Annotated in this window: 15 protein-coding genes; 9 read left to right on the top strand and 6 right to left on the bottom strand. The window is 61.7% G+C overall.

Going from position 1 to position 14,802, the window contains the following annotated elements; all coding sequences use genetic code 11:
• Positions 1-168: 168 nt before the first annotated feature.
• Complete coding sequence (gene mnmE / locus LGH82_RS19695; protein ID WP_227344327.1) at positions 169-1,503, bottom strand: tRNA uridine-5-carboxymethylaminomethyl(34) synthesis GTPase MnmE; 1,335 nt, start codon at positions 1,501-1,503, stop codon at positions 169-171.
• A 62-nt stretch (positions 1,504-1,565) separates the two neighbouring features.
• On the opposite strand from mnmE, the gene LGH82_RS19690 reads away from it, so the two are divergent.
• Positions 1,566-3,602, top strand: coding sequence for a thioredoxin domain-containing protein (locus LGH82_RS19690; protein WP_227344326.1), 2,037 nt, complete (start codon positions 1,566-1,568; stop codon positions 3,600-3,602).
• A gap of 144 nt (positions 3,603-3,746) precedes the next feature.
• Here LGH82_RS19690 and rho read toward each other — a convergent pair whose 3' ends face one another.
• The 3 genes from rho to hemE form a co-directional block, all read right to left on the bottom strand.
• Entirely contained in the window at positions 3,747-4,964 is a 1,218-nt protein-coding gene (gene rho, locus LGH82_RS19685; protein ID WP_227349638.1) for a transcription termination factor Rho, read from the bottom strand.
• 237 nt (positions 4,965-5,201) lie between these two features.
• Entirely contained in the window at positions 5,202-5,738 is a 537-nt protein-coding gene (gene hemJ, locus LGH82_RS19680; RefSeq protein ID WP_227344325.1) for a protoporphyrinogen oxidase HemJ, read from the bottom strand.
• Complete coding sequence (gene hemE, locus LGH82_RS19675) at positions 5,738-6,769, bottom strand: uroporphyrinogen decarboxylase (RefSeq protein WP_227344324.1); 1,032 nt, start codon at positions 6,767-6,769, stop codon at positions 5,738-5,740. Before hemE ends, hemJ begins: the two co-directional genes overlap by 1 nt.
• Before the next feature lie 309 nt (positions 6,770-7,078).
• On the opposite strand from hemE, the gene LGH82_RS19670 reads away from it, so the two are divergent.
• The 5 genes from LGH82_RS19670 to dnaQ all read left to right on the top strand — a co-directional run bounded on the left by LGH82_RS19670 (position 7,079) and on the right by dnaQ (position 10,960).
• Entirely contained in the window at positions 7,079-7,993 is a 915-nt protein-coding gene (locus tag LGH82_RS19670) for a pyruvate, water dikinase regulatory protein (RefSeq protein WP_319799885.1), read from the top strand.
• A gap of 163 nt (positions 7,994-8,156) precedes the next feature.
• Complete coding sequence (locus LGH82_RS19665; protein WP_227344322.1) at positions 8,157-8,756, top strand: Maf-like protein; 600 nt, start codon at positions 8,157-8,159, stop codon at positions 8,754-8,756.
• A complete protein-coding gene (locus LGH82_RS19660) occupies positions 8,749-9,591 on the top strand; it encodes a shikimate dehydrogenase (protein ID WP_227344321.1) in 843 nt (280 codons plus the stop codon). The genes LGH82_RS19665 and LGH82_RS19660 overlap by 8 nt, the downstream gene beginning before the upstream one ends.
• Positions 9,588-10,193, top strand: coding sequence for a dephospho-CoA kinase (coaE, locus tag LGH82_RS19655; RefSeq protein ID WP_227344320.1), 606 nt, complete (start codon positions 9,588-9,590; stop codon positions 10,191-10,193). Before LGH82_RS19660 ends, coaE begins: the two co-directional genes overlap by 4 nt.
• Positions 10,194-10,255: 62 nt before the next feature.
• The gene (dnaQ, locus tag LGH82_RS19650; protein ID WP_227349637.1) at positions 10,256-10,960 is read left to right on the top strand and encodes a DNA polymerase III subunit epsilon; all 705 of its coding nucleotides are present in this window, start codon (positions 10,256-10,258) and stop codon (positions 10,958-10,960) included.
• Positions 10,961-11,023: 63 nt separating this feature from the next.
• Here dnaQ and secB read toward each other — a convergent pair whose 3' ends face one another.
• Both secB and LGH82_RS19640 read right to left on the bottom strand, forming a co-directional pair.
• A complete protein-coding gene (gene secB, locus LGH82_RS19645; protein WP_227344319.1) occupies positions 11,024-11,533 on the bottom strand; it encodes a protein-export chaperone SecB in 510 nt (169 codons plus the stop codon).
• A 206-nt stretch (positions 11,534-11,739) separates the two neighbouring features.
• The gene (locus tag LGH82_RS19640) at positions 11,740-12,240 is read right to left on the bottom strand and encodes an FxsA family protein (RefSeq protein ID WP_227344318.1); all 501 of its coding nucleotides are present in this window, start codon (positions 12,238-12,240) and stop codon (positions 11,740-11,742) included.
• Positions 12,241-12,438: 198 nt separating this feature from the next.
• Between LGH82_RS19640 and LGH82_RS19635 the strand changes: the two genes are divergently transcribed.
• From LGH82_RS19635 to LGH82_RS19625, 3 genes are read left to right on the top strand one after another with little or no spacing between them, the layout of a single operon-like run.
• Entirely contained in the window at positions 12,439-13,146 is a 708-nt protein-coding gene (locus LGH82_RS19635; protein ID WP_227344317.1) for a Tim44/TimA family putative adaptor protein, read from the top strand.
• Between the two features lie 24 nt (positions 13,147-13,170).
• Complete coding sequence (locus tag LGH82_RS19630; RefSeq protein WP_227344316.1) at positions 13,171-14,277, top strand: murein transglycosylase A; 1,107 nt, start codon at positions 13,171-13,173, stop codon at positions 14,275-14,277.
• Positions 14,274-14,801: a Smr/MutS family protein gene (locus tag LGH82_RS19625; protein WP_227344315.1), complete on the top strand. Its 528-nt coding sequence runs from the start codon at positions 14,274-14,276 to the stop codon at positions 14,799-14,801. The genes LGH82_RS19630 and LGH82_RS19625 overlap by 4 nt, the downstream gene beginning before the upstream one ends.
• Position 14,802: the final 1 nt, after the last annotated feature.

Below are 14,802 nucleotides of genomic sequence, written 5' to 3'. Positions count from 1 at the left end.
CCGACACATGTCCCCAAGGGCATGCGCTGTCAAGAAAACTCCGTACACGTTTCACGTGAAACAGTCCCGCCGCACCATCCTGTCGTGTTTCACGTGAGTCATCGATCACAGTTGTTTCACGTGAGTTACCAAAGCTAGGCTCGCGGAGCCTGGATTGTTTCACGTGAGTCATTTCCCAATGCAGAACTGCGAGAAGATAACGTCCAGCATGTCCTCTACATCAACCGCTCCGACGATCCGGCCAAGCCTGTCCGCTCCCAGACGCAGTTCCTCCGCCCTCAACTCCTGGCCGGCCACGTCTCCCTTCACTGCTCTGACCAGAAAACCCCTGGTCTCATTGAGTAGTTCGACATGCCTGAGGCGCGACGGCAAGATGTCTCCGGACATGCTGATTTGGGCGGCGGCAAGATCCGCGATATGCTTCAGCAACTCCGCGAGGCCGCTTCCGTCCCTGGTCGAAATGGCCATTTCGTAGCCTTCGCCAAGCGCCGCAACCTGCGATTTGCCGTCTAGAAGGTCGAGTTTCGTTCCCACCTTCAGGACACGACCTTCGACGGCTAGTCCGTCGATTTCGATTGGGTTAAACATATCTTCCAGCAGGAGCACCAGATCCGCTCCATCAGCTCTGTTCCTCGCCTTTTCGATGCCAATGGCCTCGATCTTTCCCGGCGTCTCGCGCAGTCCGGCGGTGTCGATAACCCTTATCCTCATCCCGTTGACGTCGAGCGCCACTTCGAGAATGTCTCGTGTCGTTCCGGGCTCATCCGTTACAATAGCGGCATCGCGCCGCGCCAGCGCATTGAAGAGACTCGACTTTCCCGCATTCGGCGCGCCGAGGATGACGACCTCGAACCCGTCACGGATGATCTCGGCTGCACGAAATCCCGCGACATGACGGTCGATCTCTTCAATCATCACATTAACATCGGACCAAACCGTATCCGAAACGGAACCAGGAACATCATCCTCATCGGCAAAGTCGATCTCGGCTTCAATCATGGCCCGCGCATGGATCAACCGGCGACGCCAACTCAGATAGAGCTCGCTCTGGACGCCCTCGGCATTGAGAACGGCGAAGCGCCGCTGCGCTTCGGTCTCCGCGTTGACAAGATCCGCCAGTGCCTCCGTCTCAACGAGGTCAAGCTTGCCGTTCAGAAAGGCACGCCGGGTAAATTCCCCCGGCTCGGCATGCCTTACGCCCTCAAAGCCGGTGATGGTTTCCAGTACCCTTGCCACAACGGCGCGCCCGCCATGGACGTGAAATTCCGTCACATCCTCGCCGGTAAAGCTGTCGGGACCAGGAAAAAACAGCACGAGACCGGTGTCGAGCACGGCATTGTCCGCCGCCCTGAGTTTACGCAAACTCGCCATACGGTCCTTAGCCACGCCTCCGGCAATCGTTTCGACAACGAATCGAGTCTTTGGCCCGGAAATGCGAATAACGGCAACGCCCGCGGGCAGACGCCCGCTGGAAAGCGCAACGATCGTTTCGCCTGAAATCATTTGCCCACCCTGCCGAACCGCCCTAGCCTCATGTTCCGATCACCCTGCCGGATTGCCTCATTGTGACATTGCCTGCCAAGAACCTGCTTGCCGAAGAAGCCAGCCCCTATCTGCAACAGCACAGCGGCAATCCCGTGCATTGGCGGGCCTGGTCGCCCGCGTCCTTGGCGGAAGCAAGGACGCTCAACCGGCCCATTCTGCTCTCGATCGGCTACGCCGCCTGCCATTGGTGCCACGTCATGGCGCACGAGAGCTTCGAACATGACGGCGTGGCAGCGGTCATGAACCGTCTCTTCGTCAATATCAAGGTCGACCGCGAGGAGCGTCCGGACATCGACCAGATCTACATGGCCGCCCTGTCCTCGATGGGCGAGCAAGGCGGATGGCCGCTGACCATGTTCCTCACTCCGGAGGGAAAGCCGTTCTGGGGCGGCACTTATTTTCCACGCGAGCCGCGCTATGGGCGTCCGGGCTTCATCCAGGTCATGGAAGCCGTCGACAAGGCCTGGCGCGAGAAGAAGGAAAGCCTCGGCCAGAGCGCTGACGGCCTGACCGCTCATGTCGAGGCACGGCTTGCCGGCGTCCATGCAAAGGCCACGCTCGAGCGCGATACGCTCGCAAATCTTGCTGTGGGGATCGACGGCATGATCGACAGGGATCTCGGCGGCCTGCGCGGTGCGCCAAAATTCCCGAACGCACCCTTCATGCTGACACTCTGGCTGTCGTGGCTGCGGGACGGCAACAGCTCGCATCGCGACGCCGTCCTCGTCAGCCTTGAGCGTATGCTGGCCGGCGGCATCTACGACCATATTGGCGGCGGGCTTAGCCGCTATTCGACCGATGCGGAATGGCTGGTGCCGCATTTCGAAAAGATGCTTTACGACAACGCCCAGCTGATCCGGCTGTGCAACTGGGCCTATGCCGAGACCGGGAACGATTTGTTCCGGATACGAATCGAAGAGACAATCGACTGGCTGCTGCGCGAAATGAGCGTTGAGGGGGGCGCCCTTGCCGCTAGCCTCGATGCCGATAGCGACGGCGAGGAAGGGCTCTTCTACACCTGGGACCGTGCCCAGATCGAAGCCGTTCTCGGTGACGATTCCGCGTTTTTTTTCAGATACTTCACACTTTCCAGGCCGCACAGTTGGGAAGGAAAGCCGATTGTCCACCAGTCCGCGTCCCAGCAAACCGAGAGCCTGACTGATCGCGGTCGCCTAGCACCGCTCAAAGCCAAACTTCTTGCAGCCCGGGAAGGGCGCATCAGGCCGGGTCGCGACGGCAAGACCCTCACCGACTGGAACGGCCTGATGATTGCAGCGCTTACCGAAGCCGGACGGTCACTCAACCGGCCGGACTGGGTCGAAGCCGCAGAGACAGCGTTTGCTCACATCGACGGCGCAAGCCAGGGCGGCCGCCTGCCGCATTCGATGCTCGGTGCGCGCAAGCTGTTTCCCGCCATGTCCAGTGACTATGCGGCGATGACCAACGCAGCGATTTCACTTTACGAAGCCACCGGCAAACCGAGCTATATCGATCGTGCCCGCCACTTCGTCGAACAGCTCGACCAATGGCATCAGGACGCAGGGAAAACCGGCTATTACCTGACGGCCTCGGACAGCACCGACGTGCCGATCCGGATCAGGGGCGATGTCGACGAGGCCATACAATCGGCAACCGGCCAGATCATCGAAGCGCTGGTTCGCCTGTCCTCCGCCAGCGGCGATCTCGCCCTTCAGGAAAAAGCCTGGAACATCGCTGAACATGCGGCCGGTCGCGTCGCGCGCCAGGCCTATGGCCAGGCAGGCGTTGTCAACGCCTGCGCATTGACGATCGAACCGATCAAACTGGTTCTGGTCGACAACCCAGATGGTTCAAGGCTTGTTCCGGTAGCGAATCGGAATCCGGACCCACGTCGCGTCGATATTGTCGTGTCTATCGGTTCGGAAGCGAATCGACCGATATTGCCGGGTGGCATCTTGCCGCCAACCGACAAGGCGGGCGCCTGGCTTTGCACAGGGCAGGTCTGCTTGTCTCCTGTCATTGATGCTCAAGAGCTCGAACGCCTGCTGCACCGCGGTGACACCAGTATTTCGCATTGACGGACGGATCCGATTCAAATCCGATGCCCGTAGACCACAAGAAAAAGCCCCGGCCCAAATATCGGACCGAGGCTTTTCAGGAACGTTGGTGTTGCGGCGCAGCTAACACCATCAAACCGTGGCGTCTGGCTGCGATCAATCCGATCAGGTGTTCATTGAATCGAAGAAGTCGGCATTGGTCTTGGTCTGCTTGAGCTTGTCGATCAGGAACTCGATCGCATCGGTGGTTCCCATCGGCGCCAGGATGCGGCGCAGCACGAAGATCTTCTGCAGGTCAGCGCGCGCCACCAGCAGGTCTTCCTTGCGGGTGCCGGACTTGAGGATGTCCATGGCCGGGTAGATGCGCTTGTCGGCGACCTTGCGGTCGAGCACGATTTCCGAGTTGCCGGTGCCCTTGAACTCTTCGAAGATGACTTCGTCCATGCGGCTGCCGGTGTCGATCAACGCGGTGGCGATGATGGTCAGCGAACCGCCTTCCTCGATGTTGCGCGCGGCACCGAAGAAGCGCTTCGGCCGCTGCAGCGCGTTGGCGTCGACACCACCGGTCAGCACCTTGCCGGATGACGGCACGACGGTGTTGTAGGCGCGGCCGAGACGGGTGATCGAATCCAGCAGGATGACGACGTCGCGACCGTGTTCGACAAGGCGCTTTGCCTTCTCGATGACCATTTCGGCGACCTGGACGTGACGCACCGCCGGTTCGTCGAAGGTTGAGGACACGACCTCGCCCTTCACCGAACGCTGCATGTCAGTCACTTCCTCGGGGCGCTCGTCGATCAAAAGCACGATCAGGTAGCATTCCGGATGATTGGTGGTGATCGAGTGCGCAATGTTTTGCAGCAGCACCGTCTTGCCGGTGCGCGGCTGCGCCACGATCAGAGCGCGCTGGCCCTTGCCAAGCGGCGCCACCAGATCGATGACGCGCGCGGAGATGTCCTTGGAGGTCGGAACCTCCATTTCCATCTTCAGCCGCGACGTCGGATAGAGCGGCGTCAGGTTGTCGAAATGGATCTTGTGACGGATCTTTTCGGGATCGTCGAAATTGATGGTGTTGACCTTGAGCAGCGCGAAATAGCGCTCGCCCTCTTTCGGGCTGCGGATCGGGCCTTCGACCGTATCGCCGGTCTTCAGCGAAAAGCGCCGGATCTGCGACGGCGAAATGTAGATATCGTCGGGACCCGGAAGATAGTTGGCATTGGCCGAGCGCAGGAAGCCGAAACCGTCCTGCAGCACTTCGACAACACCGTCGCCGATGATCTCGACATCCTGTGCGGCCAGCTTCTTCAGGATCGCGAACATCAGCTCCTGCTTGCGCATGACGCTGGCATTCTCGACCTCGAGCGATTCGGCATAAGCGATCAGCTCAGGCGGCTTCTTGTTCTTGAACTCTGCGAGTTTTCATTTCCTGCATAGACGGACCTTGAATAGATGGAGTCTGGGAATAGATGGAGTCTGGGTAAGCTTTGGGAAAATAGGCGGGATGCGATGAATGCCTGGCGCGGCCGGAAGCAATGAGGGGCGGCGCTTGACGGGAAGGAAGGCCCGTCTTTTATCGTCGGTCGGCTGAAAGAGCAAGCTGCCTTTTACGACCAGACGGTGTCAGAACGGCTTGACTATCACCAGGATGACAATCGCGATCATCAACAACGTGGGGATCTCGTTGACGATCCGCCAGTGCCGCGCCGGTTTTTCGTTGCGATCGTCGGCAAATTTGCGCACAGCGCCGGCCAGATAGCTATGGACCGCGGACAACAGAAGCACCGCACCGATCTTGGCGTGAAGCCAACCGCCGTGAAAGCCAAAGCCCTTCCAGGCCAGCCACAACCCGAACACCCAGGTGACGATCATCGCCGGATTGATAATACCGCGCAGAAGACGGCGCTCCATCACCTTGAACGTCTCCGACTGCACGGAGCCCCTTTCCGCATCGGCGTGATAGACCAGCAAGCGCGGCAGATAGAGCATTCCCGCCATCCACGAGATGACGGCAAGGACATGGATCACCTTCGCCCACGGATAGAAGCTGTCGGATGCGAAAAAGAAAAGCAGCGCTGTCAGGACGACCAGGGCGACAATCCCGATGCTCATGCGCATCATCGCCTGCCCGGTGCTGTTCGTATTGCTCGTCCCGGCCATCAGCGTCTCGCGCTCCGTACCATCTTCACCATCGCCTCGACATGCGCGATCGGCGTCTCCGGCGTGATGCCGTGGCCAAGATTGAAGATCAGCGGCCCATTCCCAAGCGACCTCAGGATCGCTTCGACGCCATCGGACAGGGCCTTGCCGCCTGCTACGAGCCGCAAGGGATCGAGATTGCCCTGGACGGCACCAGAGCGCTGCAAATCCTTCGCCGCCATCAGGGGCACCGTCCAATCGATGCCCAGCCCCGTTACGCCAGTCTTCTCGCGATAGGTTTGATACCGGGCACCGGCGCCCTTGGGAAAACCGATGATTGGAACATCGGGATAAACGGCTCGAACCTGCCTGATGATCTCCGCCACTGGCTCAACGCAAAACAGGTCGAAAGACGCATCGTCGAGCACGCCCGACCATGAATCAAAAATTTGAACCACGTCCGCGCCCGCCTCGATCTGGCGGATCAGATAGGCGGCGGAATGATCGGCGAGCACCTTGAGCAACTTCAGAAATGCTTCCGGCTCGCGATATGAAAAGAGCCGGGCCGGCGCCTGGTCCGGCGTTCCGTGGCCGGCGATCATGTAGGTCGCCACCGTCCACGGCGCGCCACAGAAACCGATCAGCGTCGTTTCTCCGGGCAGTTTTGCCCGCAAGCGCCGCACGGTTTCATAGACCGGTTCGAGATTCACGTGAAACGTTTTGCCATCCAGAGCCGCGATTTCGGCCGGCGTGATCGGCGTCAAAAGCGGCCCGCGCCCTTCCTCGAAGCGAACATCGCGGCCAAGTGCATGTGGAACGACAAGGATATCGGAGAACAGGATCGATGCGTCGAAGCCGAAGCGCTCGATTGGCTGCAGCGTCACTTCCACGGCCAGGTCGGGGTTGTAACAAAGATCCAGGAACGAACCGGCCTGCCTGCGCGTCTCGCGATATTCCGGCAGGTAACGCCCGGCCTGGCGCATCATCCAAAGAGGCGGTGGGAACACCGCTTCACCTTTCAGGACGTCCAGCATGATCCGGTTTTCGGGCATTGAGCGCTCGCTTCTCCCTGCGTCCCTATAATCAAATATCTTATTTTATAGAATCTTCTGATTCTAAGAGTCTGTTGGTTATGGTGGTTGTCACCTGTCCCGCTTTGGCTCGAAAAAGGCCAGCCTCCATATTGTCGCGTATTTCCCTCTCCCGCCTGGATAGATCTGGGGAAAGTCTGGCAATCCTGAACGGAGTCAATGTCTTATCGGCAGCGCTGGAGAAATGGTTCTGTGGACAAGACCAGGCCTTTTGCGGCCGTCCCCAAACTTGTCCCCAGCCGCTCGACGAAGCCGACAGAGCATCGAATTGTGGACAAACCGGCATCTGATACAGTCGCCTCCAACCGGCCTGCCTTTTCGCCTCCCTTTATCCACATCCGCCCACAGCCCCAGGTGCCCCCTGTGAACAAACCCCAGAGCTTCTTTCATCTTCATCTGATTTCCGACGCGACCGGCGAAACGCTGCTCGCCGCTGGCCGCGCGGCGTCGGCGCAGTACAAGGATGCGCGCGCCATCGAGCACATCTATCCGCTCATCCGCACCGAAAAGCAGGTGGCGAAAGTGTTCGAGGACATCGAGGAAGAGCCTGGCATCATCCTCTATACGGTCGTCGACCAGAAGCTCGCCCGTGGCATCGACGAGCGCTGCGCGACCATGGGCCTGCCCTGCGTTTCCGTGCTGGAGCCGGTGCTGACGGTCTTCCAATCCTATCTGGGGACGCCGGCCGGTCGCCGTGTCGGCGCGCAGCATGTCCTCGATGCCGAATATTTCCGCCGCATCGACGCGCTCAACTTCACCATGGAACATGATGACGGTCAGCTGCCGGCCAATATGGACGATGCCGATATCGTGCTGATCGGCATTTCGCGGACGTCGAAGACGCCGACCAGCATCTATCTCGCCAATCGCGGCATAAAGACCGCCAACATTCCTATCGTGCTCGGCGTGCCGGTCCCCGAAAGCCTGGTCAACGCAAAGGTCCCGTTGATTGTCGGGCTGATCGCAACGGCGGAACGTATTTCGCATGTCCGCCAGAACCGCGTTCTGGGCAACAGCAGCGACTACGAGCCAGGCGACTATGTCGACCGCGCCGCCATCACCGAGGAACTCGCCTATGCCCGCCAGATCTGCACGCGGCATGGCTGGCCGATGATCGATGTCAGCCGGCGCTCGATCGAGGAGACGGCGGCGGCCATCGTTGCCCTGCGCGGCAAGACGCGCTAGGGCGTGTGATGTTCAGCCGGCCGGCAAATGGCGACTTCCTGCGCTTCCGGTGCACACGTACGAAAAGTACGCTCCGCTCCGGTTCTCGGAAGCCACCATTTTCGACTCGGCCTGACCTGAATCTCGACACACCCCAGGAAGTGTCAAAAATCGGGTGGAAAGAATGACCGAAAAAATCATCCTCGCTTCGGGCAGTCCGTTCCGCAAGGCGATGCTCATCAATGCCGGCATCGACGTCGAGGCGGTTCCCGCGGATGTCGATGAGCGCGCGCTCGAAGCGCCCTTGCAAGGCAGTGGCGTCTCCCCCGAGGACGTTGCCCTGGTGCTGGCCGAAGCCAAGGCCACCGAAGTGAGCAAGCGCAGGCGCGGTGCGCTGGTGCTCGGCTGCGACCAGACGCTGTCGCTCGGCGACGAAGTTTTTCACAAGCCCGCCGACATGGAAGGCGCTCGCCGCCACCTCCTGGCGCTGTCGGGCAAGACCCATCAGCTCAACAGCGCCGCCGTGCTGGTTCGAGATCGCGGGGTGTTGTGGCGTCATGTCGGCATCGCCAGCATGACCATGCGCAAGCTCGGCCCCGCTTTCATTGGCCGCCATCTGGCTCGTGTCGGCGCTAAGGCGCTGTCCAGCGTCGGCGCCTACCAGATCGAAGGCGAAGGCATCCAGCTGTTCGAAAAGATCGAGGGTGATCATTTCACCATCGTCGGCCTGCCGCTTTTGCCGCTGCTGGACGAACTTCGCACGCTTGGGGCGATCGATGGCTGAGGCGGCGAAGAAGGCCTTCGTCACCGGCCACCCGATCAAGCATTCGCGCTCACCGAAGATCCATGGCCACTGGCTGGCCAAACATGGCATCGATGGCAGCTACCAGGCCATCGACGTAGCGCCGCAGGACTTTGCCGAGTTCCTGGCGACGCTGCAGGCAAACGGCTATCGCGGCGGCAACGTCACCATCCCGCACAAGGAAGCCGCCTTCGCGCTGGTCGACCGCCGCGACCGGGCGGCGGAAGAGATCGGCGCCGTCAACACGCTGTGGTTCGAGGACGGGAAACTCTGGGGCGGCAATACCGACGCCCATGGCTTTGCCGCCAATCTTGATGAATACGCATCCGGCTGGGCGAAGAATGGCCCGGCCGTTGTTCTGGGCGCCGGCGGCGCATCACGTGCCGTCATCCATGCCCTGAAGCTGCGTGGCGTCAGTGACATCCGCATCGTCAACCGCACGCTGGCGCGGGCGCAAGACCTGCGGCAGCGCTTTGGGGCTGGCGTTTCAGCCTATGCCATGGCCGCGACCGACGAACTGCTCGGCGATGCCGGCCTGCTGATCAACACCACCGCACTCGGCATGCATGGCAATGAAAGCCTGTCCGCCGATCCGACCCGACTGCCGGACCATGCCATCGTCACCGATATCGTCTACGTGCCGCTCGAAACGCCGCTTCTCGCCGCTGCCCGCGCGCGGGGTCTGCGCACTGTCGATGGTCTTGGCATGTTGCTGCATCAGGCCGTGCCGGGCTTCGAACGATGGTTTGGCGAACGGCCGGAGGTCACGGCCGAGCTGCGATCCCTCATCGTTGCCGACCTGGTGCCGAAAGCATGATCGTGCTCGGCCTCACCGGCTCGATCGGCATGGGCAAGTCGACGACGGCGAAAATGTTCGCCGAGGCCGGCGTGCCCGTTCACGATTCCGACGAGACGGTGCATCGCCTCTATGCTGGCAAAGCGGTACCATTGGTCGAGGCCGCCTTCCCCGGAACCACCACCGCCGGTTCGGTTGATCGGACTTTGCTGGCTGGTTACGTGCTGGGCGATGCCGCCGCGCTGAAAAAGCTGGAATCGATCGTCCATCCGCTTGTGCGCGCGGAGGCCGACGCCTTCCTGGCCCGCAACGCGGCCGCCGGCGCGCCGATCGCAGTCCTCGATATCCCTCTCTTGTACGAAACCGGCGGGCGCGATCGCGTCGACAAGGTGGTGGTCGTCACCGCGCCGGCCGAAATCCAGCGCGCGCGTGTGCTGGCGCGGCCGGGCATGACGGAGGAAAAGCTGGCGTCGATCCTAGCCAAGCAGGTCCCCGACGCTGAAAAGCGCAAGCTTGCCGATTTCGTCATTGACACCGGCAAAGGTCTGGACGCCGCCCGCGCGGCGGTGAAGGCGATCATCGCCGAACTCACGGGGGATAAGGCCGGCAGCGCCAGCGGATGACCTTGCCGTCCGCGCTTCGCATCGCCATCATCAGCGAGACCACGCTCCAGCAGACTGATTCGATGCGCGAGATCATTTTCGATACGGAAACCACCGGCCTTGATTCCCGCGAGGACCGGGTGATCGAACTGGGCGGCATCGAGCTGGTCAACCGCTTCCCGACCGGCAAGACCTTCCACCACTATATCAATCCGCAAGGTCGCGCGATCCACGCCGAGGCGCAGGCCGTGCATGGCATCAGCGCGGCGGATCTGCAGGGCAAGCCGACATTTGCCGAGATTGCCGAGGAATGGCTGGCCTTCACCGACGGCGCCAAGTTGATCGCGCACAACGCCACCTTCGACATCGGCTTCCTCAACGTCGAATTCGGCCGGCTGGGTCACCCGGTCATCGACAATGGTCTTGTCGTCGACACGCTGGCGCTGGCGCGCCGCAAGCATCCGATGGGTCCTAATTCGCTCGACGCGCTCTGCCGGCGCTATGGCATCGACAACACAAGGCGCACCAAGCACGGCGCCCTGCTTGATTCCGAATTGCTGGCCGAGGTCTATATCGAGCTGATCGGCGGCAAGCAGGCGGCGCTTGTCCTCGACAGTGCAAGCGCACCGGCCCGGGGCAGCGAGAACGTCCGCCAGATCGAGATCACCATCGGCGAGCGGCCGGCGCCCTTGCCGTCCCGCCTGACCAACGCCGATCGTGCCGCGCACGCCGGCATGGTCGCGACGCTCGGCGAAAAGGCGCTTTGGTCGCGTATTCTGGGCAACTGAAATCGGTCCCAACAAAAAACCCGGCGCGATGCCGGGTTTTTCAATTGATCCTGTCGCGGCTGATTAGCTGACCTGAACCTTGGACGCTGCAGCCTGATCCTCGGCCAGCTTCTGCTGGAACATCTGCGCGAAATCGATCGGGTCGAGCATCAGCGGCGGGAAGCCGCCATTGCGCGTGGCCTCGGCGATGATCTGCCGGGCGAATGGGAACAGGAGCCGCGGGCATTCGATGAACAGGATCGGCAGCATGTGCTCCTGCGGGAAGCCGCTGATGTTGAAGACACCGCCATAAACCAGCTCGACGTTGAACAGCACTTCCTGGTCGAAGGAAGCCTTGGCGTTCAACGTCAGGTTGACGTCGAACTGCTTGTCGGACAGCGGATTGGCATTGACGTTGACGTTGATGGCGATGCCGGGGGCCTTGTCGCGGCCGCGCAGCGAATTCGGCGCACCGGGGCTTTCGAAGGAAAGGTCCTTCACATACTGGGCGAGCACGTTGAGCGAAGGCTGCGCCGCGTTGCCATTGCCGTTACCATTGGCGGCGCCAACCGGTGCGTCATCTTTGCTGGCCATGAGCCGTTGTCCTTTTGCCTGGGCAGCCGTGCTGACCGAATTGAAATCGGGCGTTCGCTACCATGGTCGGCATGACAAGACAAGGTTTGCCGCCTTCAGGCTCGAGGCATTTGCTTCAGGCGCATGTCCGCTTCAACTTGTACCGGAGAAACCGATCGGGGGGCAGCGCTGGCTTCTGGTAACGGGTTAGAACGCCACACCGCGACCTAATCGTCCTTGAGGCGGCGCCAGGGGGAGTTGTGGTCGGGGCCGCGCTTGAGGTCGTCCTCGCGCGAATAATCGCCATCGTCGAGGTCGATGACCTGTTCGCGCCGCCGGCCACGAAAGCCGCCGGTGCTGAAATTGGTCGCCAGCACGATGCGGCCCTTGAACATGCGCCAGGCAAGATCGCGCACCGGCGGCAGGAACAGCAGCAGGCCGAAAATGTCGGTGATGAAACCGGGAATGATCAAAAGGATCGCCGCCAGCACGATCATGACGCCATGCGCCAGCTGCCGGCTCGGATCATGCCCGGCATCCATCTCGGCCCGGACCCGTTTCATGACACCGAAACCCTGGTGCCTCAGCAGCAAGGCGCCGGCGACGCTCGAAGCCAGCACCAGTCCGACCGTCGCCAGGGCGCCGATCTGGCGGCCGACAACGACGAAGCCGGCGATTTCCAGGAGGGGGAGCACGAGGACGAACAAGGGGAGGAACGAAATGCGCAAGTGGTGACCGATCGTTTCGATGTTTTGCTGCCCGCGGGCAATCGCCGCTGGCCCTGGGCCCTTTAGATAGGTATGCCTGCCTTTGATTTGAATGATTGCGCCTAGCGTTCTATATGGTTTGAATGTTGAACGCTATGCGACCGCGGCCATTGCTTGGGCGAGCGGTCCGGCCAGGGCAGGGATTGATTGGCGGAAGATATGGGATTCTTCGACTTCGGCACCATCTTCTTTCTGATTGCGGCAGTGGTGATCTTTTTCCAGCTGCGCAATGTGCTGGGCCGTCGCACCGGCAATGAGCGCCCGCCCTTCGATCCCTATACGGCAGCCCGTACGGGCGAAAAGGATGCCGCCCAGAAACCCGAAAACGTCGTCTCGCTGCCGCGCAAGCGATTGCCGGGCGAGCCGGCGAGCGACAGCTATGCCGCGATCGACGCTTTCGCCAAGCCTGACACCGACCTCAACAAGGGTCTGCGCGCGATCAAGGACAATGATCCGACCTTCGATCCAAAAACCTTCGTCGATGGTGCCAAGATGGCCTATGAGATGATCGTGATGGCTTATGCCGACGGCGACCGCAAGACGCTTAAGAACCTGTTGTCTCGCGAGGTCTATGACGGCTTCTCGGCGGCGATTGGCGAGCGCGAGGCCAAGTCGGAAAAGATCCAGTCCTCCTTTGTCGGCATCGACAAGGCCGACATCGTGTCGGCTGAGATGAAGGGTGGCGAGGCCCATGTCACGCTGCGCATCATCAGCGAGCTGATTTCGGCGACGCGCGACAAGGCCGGCGCGGTCATTGACGGCGACCCGGAAACCGTGGCCGAGGTCAAGGACGTCTGGACCTTCGCCCGCGACACGCGTTCGCGCGATCCGAACTGGAAGCTCGTCGCCACCGAGGAAGAAGACTGAACCTGCCACGTCGGCGAGGCTTCCGTGTCGTTGTCGACCCTCTTCACCGAACGATCCTTCGCCGAGCTGCCCGGCTGGGATGATGACGATCATCTCGCCGCCTTCGCCGCGTTTCGCCGCTCGGCATTTCACATCCTGGCAAAGCCCTATCGCTCCGGTGCGCTCGGCGTTGATTTCAACGCCTTCTCCGAAGCTTACGGGGAAGCCCGCACCATTTCGCCGGCGAATCGATTGGAGGCGCGAGCCTTCTTCGAGCGCTATTTCGCACCGGCGACGATAGCCGCTGAAGACGGCGGACCGGGCCTCGTCACCGGCTTCTATGAGCCGGAGGTCGAGGCGTCGGCCGTGCGAACGGAGCGTTTTTCGGTGCCGTTGCTGGCTCGCCCCGCCGATCTCGTCGATATCGATGACGCCAACCGGCCCGCGGGCCTGGATCCTTACCTGGCCTTCGGCCGCGAAACGCCCCGCGGGCCGGTCGAATATTTCGATCGCGGCGAGATCGAGCGCGGCGCTCTGGCCGGCAAGGGCCTGGAAATCGCCTGGCTTGCCGACAAGGTCGATGCCTTCTTCATCCATGTACAGGGCGCGGCACGGTTGAAGATGGCCGATGGCAGGCTTGGCCGCGTCACCTACGCCGCCAAGTCCGGCCAGCGCTTCACCGGGCCAGGCAAGATCCTCAGCGAGATCGGCGAAATTCCGCTGCAGGAGGTGACGATGCAGTCGATCCGCGCCTGGTTCAAGGCGCATCCGGATCGCGTCGACGAGATCCTGTGGCGCAACCGTTCCTATATTTTCTTCCGCGAGGCCGCCGTCGAGGACGTCGCACTTGGCCCGATCGCCGCCGCCAAGGTGCCGTTGACGCCCGGCCGCTCCGTCGCCGTCGACCGGCTGCTGCATACGTTTGGCACGCCATTCTATATCGATGCTCCATCGCTGCTCGCCTTCGGTGGAAAGCCGTTCCGGCGCCTGATGATCGCGCAGGACACGGGCTCCGCCATCACCGGTCCCGCCCGGGGCGACTTGTTCGCCGGTTCGGGCAATGCTGCGGGCGAGATCGCCGGCGTCGTCCGCAACGCCGCCGATTTCCATGCACTGATACCGCGCGCGCTCGTTTCGGGGGCGAATCGATGACGCGGTCCATCGACAGACTGAACGAAGACGACCGGGTCCTGTGGAACCTGGTGGCGCGTACGGCAAAGCCCTTGAAGGGCCACGCCGCGGTCGACATTCCCGTTGCCGTCGAGACCAAGCCGACGCCGCCACCACAGGTCCTCGCCATCGGCAATCCGGGCGCGGCGCCCAAACCGAAGACGCAGCATGTCTCCCATGCGCTCGACGAACCGACACTGGATAAACTTTCCAAGGGCCGGCTGCCGATCGAAGGTCGTGTCGACCTGCACGGCCTGACCCAGGAGGCGGCCTATTCGCTGCTGTTCTCGTTTCTGCACCGGGCGCATGCAGGCGGCGTCCGCTATGTTCTGGTCATCACCGGCAAAGGTTCCTCGTCGGGCGGAGATGGCGTCCTGCGCCGGTCGGTACCGGCATGGCTGTCGACGCCGGCCTTCCGGCCACTGGTCTCGAGCCACGATCATGCCGCGCGCAATCACGGCGGCTCCGGCGCGCTCTACGTTCGATTGCGGCGCGTGCGCTCGTGAG

Origin of the sequence: Mesorhizobium sp. PAMC28654 (assembly GCF_020616515.1) — a bacterium.
Classification (GTDB): domain Bacteria; phylum Pseudomonadota; class Alphaproteobacteria; order Rhizobiales; family Rhizobiaceae; genus Mesorhizobium.
The sequence above is the reverse complement of the archived record's forward strand: the minus strand, read 5'-3'. Positions and strand labels throughout refer to the sequence as shown.

Bases quoted from the DNA above. Each gene is read 5' to 3' on its own strand.
- dnaQ (WP_227349637.1), top strand. From the start codon at position 10,256: ATGCGCGAGATCATTTTCGATACGGAAACCACCGGCCTTGATTCCCGC.
- coaE (WP_227344320.1), top strand. From the start codon at position 9,588: ATGATCGTGCTCGGCCTCACCGGCTCGATCGGCATGGGCAAGTCGACG.
- LGH82_RS19665 (WP_227344322.1), top strand. From the start codon at position 8,157: ATGACCGAAAAAATCATCCTCGCTTCGGGCAGTCCGTTCCGCAAGGCG.
- hemJ (WP_227344325.1), bottom strand. From the start codon at position 5,738: ATGGCCGGGACGAGCAATACGAACAGCACCGGGCAGGCGATGATGCGC.
- secB (WP_227344319.1), bottom strand. From the start codon at position 11,533: ATGGCCAGCAAAGATGACGCACCGGTTGGCGCCGCCAATGGTAACGGC.
- hemE (WP_227344324.1), bottom strand. From the start codon at position 6,769: ATGCCCGAAAACCGGATCATGCTGGACGTCCTGAAAGGTGAAGCGGTG.
- LGH82_RS19635 (WP_227344317.1), top strand. From the start codon at position 12,439: ATGGGATTCTTCGACTTCGGCACCATCTTCTTTCTGATTGCGGCAGTG.
- LGH82_RS19625 (WP_227344315.1), top strand. From the start codon at position 14,274: ATGACGCGGTCCATCGACAGACTGAACGAAGACGACCGGGTCCTGTGG.
- mnmE (WP_227344327.1), bottom strand. From the start codon at position 1,503: ATGATTTCAGGCGAAACGATCGTTGCGCTTTCCAGCGGGCGTCTGCCC.
- LGH82_RS19660 (WP_227344321.1), top strand. From the start codon at position 8,749: ATGGCTGAGGCGGCGAAGAAGGCCTTCGTCACCGGCCACCCGATCAAG.